Origin of the sequence: Gemella haemolysans, from assembly GCF_001553035.1 — a bacterium.
GTDB lineage: Bacteria > Bacillota > Bacilli > Staphylococcales > Gemellaceae > Gemella > Gemella haemolysans_B.
On the sequence record NZ_KQ959915.1, the window covers coordinates 1 to 9,548 of the forward strand.

Here is a 9,548-nt window from a genome sequence, read left to right on the forward strand (position 1 = left end):
TTTTCTCCATGCCCCGAATTTGACAAAGAGCCGATTTAAAAATCTAGATTTAGTAGAATCTGATTTTTAAAATCACTCTTTTTGTATTATCCTTTTACTTGAGTTTCATACATTTTTTTGTAACTTCCCTCAAGGGCTAATAATTGTTCATGTGTTCCACTTTCAATTACTTTCCCTTTTCTAAGGACATAAATCATATCGGCATTTTTTATCGTCGATAATCTATGAGCTATTATAAGCGTTGTTCGCCCTTGTTTTAATTCTTCTATAGCTCGACTAACATTTTGTTCTGTTTCACTGTCAATATTGGCCGTCGATTCATCAAGGATTAAAATCTTAGGATCTTTTGCTAAAGCTCTTGCTAGACAAATAAGTTGCTTCTCACCTGTAGAAAAGTTATTTCCACCTACTTCTACTTTTGAGTCCAACGAGCGACTTTCTAAAATGAAGTCACCCCCAACTCTAGATAAGGCCTCTCTAGCAATTTTCTCATCATTTGAAGTAGTAATATTTTCGAGTAAGGTACCTTCAAATAAAAATGAATCCTGGAGTACTATAGCCGTTTTTTCTCTTAGATACTCCTTACTGTAATCATTTATATTTCTACCATTGATTAAGACATTACCTTTAGTCGCACTGTAGAACTTAACAATTAAGTTCATTATAGTACTCTTACCGCTTCCCGTATGTCCTACAAAGGCTACAGTTTGATTCTCTTTAATTTCAAGATTTAAATCACGAAGTACATAAAAATCATCCTTATAAGAAAAATACACATCTTCAAATTTAATATTTCCTCGGAAATTATCCTCAGTAATATCGTTATGATTGTCTTCCTCAACTTCTAGCTTAAGTATCTCTTGAATATTTATAGCCGCACCTTGGGCTCTAATATAATTAGAAATTCCCATTGTAAAGTCTGCGATTCTATAAATTATATCGGTAGTATAATTTATAAATAAATATACCATTCCCAATGTAATACCATAAACATTATTAAAATGTGAATACGAATAGTAATAAACAATACCTATGAAAATCACTATTCTAAATACTCCAGTTATATTATGAAGCAATAGGCTATCTACTAGATTTAATTTTTTCCAATATTTATAGCGCTCTTCATTATGCTTATTCCAATCTTCAATACTCTCTTTTTCTTTATTAAAAGCTTTGATGATTTCTAAATTTTGATAATTTTCATTTATAATCCCATTACTTTGAGAAAATTTACGTCTGTATCCCTTAATACTATCTATAGATAACTTGTTGTAAATTTTTAATACTATAAACATTATCGGGAATAACGCTAGCATAAATAATCCAAAACGTACATCTACATAAAATAATACAATATAAGAAAAAATAATCTTTAGCACGATTATTAATATTTGCACAAATGTCGAAACGAAAAATGTTCTAATTTGGTTAACATCACTCGTTATTCTAGATACTACAGAACCAGCTGGCATATTATCGAAATACTTAATCGGTAGATTTTGAATATGATCGTATACCTGCATCTGAATTCTAACGTAAACCTCATTAGCACCTTTTACTAAGTAAATATTTCTAATATAGTTAGAAATCCCTGAACATAATAGTATAAGTCCATATCCAGCTATTACTATCAATGATTTTAAAATTATCTGACGTGTTAAATCTCCAGTTATTCCATCAAAAACTTTCGACAACACGTACACACCAGCAACCCCTAGCCCAACATTTAATAATGAAAAAACAAAGCCTATTATATAAGATCTTTTTGCTTTTTTCATATAAGGAAGAAATTGAAATAACGGATTTTTATTCTTCATCATCTTCTACCTCCTTATTTTGATACTCATCTAGTTGTTTATACCAAGGACATTTTTCAAGAAGCTCATCATGCGTTCCAAAATTTAATATTTTACCATTATCTAATACAACTATTTTATCAGCATGTCTTACTGCAGAAATTCTATGGGCTACTATTATATTAGTCTTACCTTCTCGAGTTTTCTTAATATTTTCTATAATAGTTTTTTCTGTATTAGAATCTACTGCACTTAAGCTATCATCTAGTATTAAAATATCAGGATCTGATAACAATGCTCTCGCTATACCTAGACGTTGTTTTTGTCCACCTGATAGAGATAAACCATTTTCTCCTACAAGAGTATCAATACCATCTTTAAATCTACTAATATCCTTTTTAATATCAGCTTGTTCAAGAACGTCATCTAATTTATCTTCTAAATCATATCGATAAAAAAGAACATTTTCCTTTATAGATTTTGAGAACAATTGATATTCTTGTGGTGCATATCCTATCTTAGCCCTTACAGAATAGTCATAATATCGCTCAATACCTTTACCATCAAGAAGTAGCGTATTTTCTTCTATTGGATATAATCGAAGCAGTTGCTTGATAAATGTCGTTTTCCCACTACCAGTCTTTCCTACTACTCCTATAGTTTCACCTTTATTAATAGTAAAATTAATATCTTCTAATACATGATTATTATCCTCAAAACTAAAATTAAATTCTTTAAATTCAATACTACTATTAAACTCAAAATTACTTTCAGCTAAGTCATTATTAACATCAGCCTTTTTATCAGAGATTTCTAAAACTCTTTTCGTAGCTTGACGAACCTCTATGATCATAATAACTAACTCAGATAAAGCAATATATGGCCACTGGATCATCCCAATAACTACACAGACAGAAATCAACTCTCCTAATGTCATCATTCCTAAATTAATAAAGTAAAATCCTCCAGCTACAGCTATAATGTAACTTGCCGCTAACGATACTGTATTAAGTGGTTGATAAACAAGAGTTTTTTTCATATATTCTTCATTACTTCTAGCATAACTTCTTAGTTTTCCTACAAAACTATTTCTCACTTTATCTAGCAAGCTATAGGCTCTAATTACACGAATACCCTTAACATTTTCTAAAGTCTCTTCTGTAATTTCATCCATAGTTTTCGCCATCTCATTATAATATTTTTCCTGTACCTTACGTCTTCTAACTAAATAAATAGTCTGAAGAATCAATGGTATATGAATCAGTAATAAATAAATTAAACTAGATTTGTTAAATATAAGAGCACTTATAAATAAATTGTAGATTATTCCATCAAAAATTAATAGAATACCATAACCAAAAAGCGGCGCAATATAATTCGTAATATCATTCGTCGATCTACTAATAACTTCTCCAATACTAAATTTATTAAAAAATACTGGAGTATGTCTATAAATATCATATTGAATATCATAGGTCATATCTTTAATAACTTTATCATATCCTATAAACGTATAGTATTCTTTAAAGAAATAGACAATATACAGTGCTATTCCAGCCAAAACAATTCTTAGAATTTCATTAACTACACCATCAAAATCAATATTTCCTCCCGCTATACCATCAACTATATAACTTAGCCTATCAGTTGGGTATAACGAAAAATAATAAGATGCAATAGAAACTATTAGTGCAATTATTATGCGTTTTTTATCTCTGTAAATAAGGCTTGCTATTTTATTAAATATTTGCTTATTATTTATCATATCATTCATTTTTCACCCTCCTTTTTTCATCTATTGAACTATATTTTATTAATTATAACATATTTAAACACTTAATTTTATTAAAAAGCAAATAAAACAGGAATAACTAAAAATTCTTATTTTCCAGTTATTCCTATTCGTTTTTTGAACATATATAATTATAACATATAATTAATTTCGACTTAGTCTACTTAATTATAGGGAGTGACTCAAAAATTGAGATTTTGATGTGTACCCCGAATTCAAAACATCAACTTCTTAGTTATTTTTCTTTTTTAAACTCCGCTATTGCATCCTTCGCAAGTTTATCAACAACCTCATTAAGTTCAACACCTGTATGTGCCTTCACTTTTACAAAATTTACCTTCACTACTGATTTTACCTTATTATAAAATTTCACATAATCCTGTGTATAAGGTAAGTTCGCCTGCCAATCTCCAGTTGCCCAAGATTCTATTCCTTGATAGTCATAAAATAGAGTGATCTCTTTAATCTTTCTATCTACTGCGTACCACATAACATATTTGGCTGCCTCTAATTCTCCAGCAACATTGTGTAATTGAGCATAATCTTCTCTATTTCCAGCATGTTTATATTCATAACTTTCATTGCCATCTACAATAACTACTCCAGAACCATAGATACCATTAACCCTGTCAAAACTCCCATCTATATATGCATATACCCCATCAACTGCTTCCACATTCTCTATCTTTTCTTCATTACCTTTTACGAACTCTTCTGCTTCTTCTAAAGTTTTAAAACTTTTGTATATCGCACCCTTATAACCTGTAACCTGCTCTTTACACTCATCCCATGTTGAAAATATTCCAGTCTTTTTACCTTTTCTTACCGCATAAAATTTAGTCATCATATTCTCCTTACAAAAATATTTACTCTAAAATTATACTACATAGAAAATATTAAGTAAATTTTTAAAAAGAAAATTTAAAATAAACTAAGAAAAATTATTTTTTTACTTTAGATACATTTTTTAAACAAGAAAAATCATAAATAAGTCTATACAAATATTTTCTTAACTTTTTTACAAATAATAAAAAAACTAAATTTAAAATATTATTTAAAATCAGTAAGTATAATTTTCATTAATTCAAGAAATTTCATTTTATTTTTCACATAAAAGATACTGATAATCTATTTCATTTAAAACGTTTTTATGTTATAGTATAGGTGTCTATTATTTTTCAAAGGTTGATTTAATAGTCTTTATGTAAATGAGATAAAAAACTAGATTTATATTTAATTAACCTTGAAAAATTAATATTAGAATAAATTATTACATTATATACAAAAGGAGACATTCCATGAAAACAAATAAATTATTAAAATCAAGTATGAGTGTTGCATTGGCACTTACTATATCTTCTATCACAGCTCAAGCTTGGCCAACAAATAGCAATATAGCAAAAGCTGATTTCGGAGATACAGCAGCCACTCAACAAACTAAGGCTGAACTAAATGAAATAATAAATAAAATTTTTAACGATCAGTCTATCACAAATAGATACTTAGGAACTACTTTTTTCCACAAAACTTCTAACTTCCCTTATTACCATGTAACATTTGAAAATCACCAAGTTCCCGATGATGTTATTGACACTACCCCTTGGTATAACATGTGGAGCGAAGCTGCTGCTGCAAAAGCAAAACTTGATGCTAATTCATATACAGAAAAAACCGCACAAAATGCAATAAACACTTTAAAATATTATATTCAACTTTATAACTTTGATGTGAACCATGATTTAAAAGATGACGGTTTTTATACTACTACCGATTTTAAAACTCCAACAATGGTAACTGTATCTAGCGATGGTCAACAAGATTTTTATAAAAAAGTAGTAGATAATAAAGAAGAAATTAAAAATCTATTTAAAGAGTCTTTAGTAGGTATCTACAAACAAGGTCAAGATATAGAAATTAATCTTGTTGCTAACCCTGATAAAGTTAGCAAAATTACAAGCTTTGTTGTTAATAAAGTTTCTGGTTTAGATACAAATGTTAAACTAGGTCCTTCTGCTGAAGATCAACATATCGTAGCCTTTAGTGTTCCTGGTGAATTAAAAGCTGAACAATTGGTTGTTTCAAATATGACTTATATTGATAAAAACGGCGCTAAACAACAAACAGGTCCATTTGCTTTAGATATTAACTACTCAGCTGCTAAAAAAAGTAACGAAGCTATCCCTAAGTATAGAGAAAAATTAAACGAAAAAATTCAAAATTGGATTGATCGTGGTAATAAGGTTAATGAATGGTTACTAACAAAAGAGAATACTTCAGACACAGCTGCAGACTTCTCACAAAGAGCTAAAATTAGCGAAGCTGTAACAAAACTACAAGAATTGAAACGTTCAGATAGCGCTAATTACGATAAACTTTATGAAATTTCTACACCGATTCATGAAATGGAAGACATTGCAACATTAAGAGAAGTACTAGATATTAAAGTTGCAAAACTATTAGAATATTTTGACCTTTATAACGAAAAAACATACACTAAAGAAAGTATTGAAAACTACAGAAATTATATTAAAAGTGTTCCTTCATTGAAAAATACAAGAAACATAAAAGAACTAGTTCAGTTAATTAAAGACTTCGATAACGCGAACTTCACATACTTAAGATACAATACTACAGAACTAAAAAGAATAATCAATATCGCTGACAGAAAAATCAGAAGTGAGTACGAACCCGTGTCTCTTGAAAAATTTGATCAAGCTTTAAATCACGCTAAAGACTGGATTAACCAAACAAGCAGTTATAATCCTCAAATTAATGAGACATCAGACCTTGTTAAACAATTAACTGAAGCTATCAACAATCTTACTACAAAAGACGGTAAAAAAGGAGAACCAGTTCCTGCCGCACCTGTTGAGAACACTACTAAACCAGCAGAACCATATAATGTAACTGCAAAATTCGTAGAAAGAGGTAGCGACAAACCTATAAAAACAAGATACAGTCGTGATTTGACAGAACTTATAAAAAATGTAGAAGTTCACGAATTAGGAAACGGTAAAAATGAAGTAATATTAACATTAGAACCTAAAATCATGGGAGGAGCTATCGACTTCGCTCTAGCAGATACTTTCAAATATAACAGTCTAGGAAATACAGATGCCGATGCCGTTATTTTAGAGACAAAAAATATTGGAGGGCGTGATTACCCTACTAAATTAAAACTTACAGTTGATGCTACTAAGAAAAATATTGAAATAGCACTTTTAGGAAATTTCAATTTTAAAGATTCGTTCTCATTAGGAAAAAATGGAATCGATAATTTTACAAAACCAACAGACTTATATATCGATTACTCTACAAAACTGGAAACTAAAAAAGAATCACCTCTGAAAGCTTCGTTAAGAGATAAAATTAATTACTATACAAGCAATTCAGTACAAGATAACTACAAAGATTTAAAACCAGAATTCAAAACTTCATTTAATCAATTAATTACTAAGGCTCAACAACTTTTAAATAACGATTCACTAACTAAAGATGAAGTAGATAACATTATAAATAAACTATTAGATGAAACAACTAAATTAGATTCATTAGCTAACCTTTATAAATCACTACAAAACACAAAAAATCAGTACGAAAATTATTGGAAGAACAATTTACACTTTACTAGCGAAAGCAAAGCCTTAATTAAAGAAAAATTAGATGCGGTTGAAAGTAAAATTAACTCTCTAGATCCAGTCGATATAGAAGGTAAAAAAGAAACTTACTCAAATGAGTTCGACAAAGAAGGAACTGTAACAGTATACAAAAAACTAGATGAACTAACAGGAGAAGTTCAACATCTTGGAGACTATCTTCGCATCAATACTGATGAACTTTCAGGAGAAATTAAAAAAGCTGAAGAAGCTTACAACAATTCCAACAAAATTACTCAATCAAAACTTAAACTTAAACAATTAATTGATGAAGCAAAAGCGTATGTCGCTAACGCCAAACTAACTCCTGAATCAAACGACACTGATGATCAAATAAATACCGATCTAACAGATTACTACAAAGAACAATTCAAATTCGCTATAGAAGACTTAAATGATTCTCAAAACTCTGGAGCAGAACAAGTTTCAGCCAAAGAGCAACTTAAGAATAAAATAGCTGAAGTTGAGTTAATAAAACAAGGTAAAAAAGACCCAGCAGCCTTTGTTACTTTAACTAATGAACTATCAAAAGCTAAAGAATTATTAAATAATGATTCTTCTACCGAAGAAGCATTACTAGCTGAATTAAATAAACTTAACAATGCTGTAAATGCATTTAATAATTCTGCTGATTCAACTCAAAATAAACCAAGTAACCCATCGGAATCTCCTTCTACAGATTCTAATAATAAAGTTCAATTAGATGGATCATTATTAAAACAAGATTTAACTAGCCCTTCTATGGCTAATGGAATAATTAAAAATATGTATCTAGTAACTGAAAACGGAAAAAATTATTTAGAATTAGATCTTATCCCTATGAATAATGGAACAACTAATGTTGCCGTTATGAGTAAACTTACATACTTCGATGGCAATACTGAAAAAGATGTTCAGGTTCTAAAAGAAGATACTGCCGACGTTACTTACAATAATGTAACTAATTCTTATAAATATCCTTCAAAAATTAGAATACCGATTGAAGGAAAACCATCTACAATAAAACTTAACACTTTTGCAAGTAGTACACTATTTGGTACTGATAAACATGAAAATATAGCTGTATTATCTGTAAAATACCCTAAAGAAAATGCTGTTATCACTGCAGATAAAAAACAACTAAATGCACTATTCGAAGCTACAACAAGTAAATACTATGATAGTTGGAATAATGTATTTAAAAATGCGAATGTGACGCAAGACATGGCAGTAATTAAAAACTTCGGTAACAAAATCAACGCTGCACAAAATGTACTGAAAAATAATATTGCCAGCACAGAAGAAATTTCTACTGCATTTACTGAACTATCAGATTTAAAAAATCAATATGATTTACTTATTCAGCTAAGAACTTCAAACGCTGAAGCTGTAGCAAACTTCAATTCTGATAAAGATAGCAAAAACTATAGTGAAGAAAGCATCAACGCTGTAGATAACTATCTTCAAGGAAAAATAGATAAACTAGAAGATTTAGTGCACAACAACCCTAAATCTAATGAAATCTTGAAATTATTTAACGATGTTCAAAGATACTATAACCTCCTTAGATATGATACTTCAAAACTAGATACAGCTATTAAATCAGCTCAAGACAAACTAGCTGCAAGTAACTATTCAGATGAGTCTAAAAACAATTTAACTACAGCTATTACTAAAGCAACTGAATTCATAAACAAAGCTAAAGAAACAAGAAATCTAGAAGACACTCGTTCTAGTTTATTAAAAGAAATCGAAGATGCAGTCAACAAATTAAAAGAAACACCTGCTCCTGAAGTAAATAAACCAAGTGACAACACTCAGACATCTAATAATGAGACTAACAAACCTAACGACAAAGTTGATACTCCAGCTAACAGCGAAGTTAACAAACCTAACGACAAAGTTGACACTCCAAGTAATGATGAGGCAAACAAGCCTGTTGAAAGCACTGATGAAGTTGCTAAAAAACTTGCTACTGAAAGAGCAAACCTTCTTTTACCTTTAGAAACAGCTAAAATCCTAGTTAACGATGATAAAGATAAAGAAGGAATTAATAAAGAAGCACACGCTAAACTAAAAGAAGCTACTGAAAAAGCTCAAAAAGTATATGATGAAGAAAAATCTATAGATAAAATTTTAGAAGAAAAATCTAACATAGATAAAGCATTAGAAGAGTATACTAAACATAAAAATGATAAAGAAACTGTCCCAGGAAATAACAAACCTGAAGATAAACCTACTCCAGATAATAAACCTGATAATAATTCAAGTAATAATGTTCCTGAATTCAACAGACCTGTCGCTTCTAATGGCCAAGATGCTCCT

Annotated in this window: 4 protein-coding genes; 1 reads left to right on the forward strand and 3 read right to left on the reverse strand. The window is 29.6% G+C overall.

All coding sequences use genetic code 11. The features are described 5' to 3' along the window. Positions 1–86 precede the first annotated feature (86 nt). From HMPREF3186_RS00030 to HMPREF3186_RS00040, 3 genes are all read right to left on the reverse strand, one after another. A complete protein-coding gene (locus HMPREF3186_RS00030; RefSeq protein WP_231724122.1) occupies positions 87–1,820 on the reverse strand; it encodes an ABC transporter ATP-binding protein in 1,734 nt (577 codons plus the stop codon). Then, positions 1,807–3,570: an ABC transporter ATP-binding protein gene (locus HMPREF3186_RS00035; RefSeq protein ID WP_060913349.1), complete on the reverse strand. Its 1,764-nt coding sequence runs from the start codon at positions 3,568–3,570 to the stop codon at positions 1,807–1,809. The genes HMPREF3186_RS00030 and HMPREF3186_RS00035 overlap by 14 nt, the downstream gene beginning before the upstream one ends. 253 nt (positions 3,571–3,823) lie before the next feature. Further along, complete coding sequence (locus HMPREF3186_RS00040; RefSeq protein WP_060913350.1) at positions 3,824–4,432, reverse strand: ribonuclease H1 domain-containing protein; 609 nt, start codon at positions 4,430–4,432, stop codon at positions 3,824–3,826. A 454-nt stretch (positions 4,433–4,886) separates the two neighbouring features. Between HMPREF3186_RS00040 and HMPREF3186_RS00045 the strand changes: the two genes are divergently transcribed. Further along, positions 4,887–9,548: peptidase (locus HMPREF3186_RS00045; protein WP_060913351.1), on the forward strand; the 4,662-nt coding region annotated here is incomplete at its 3' end.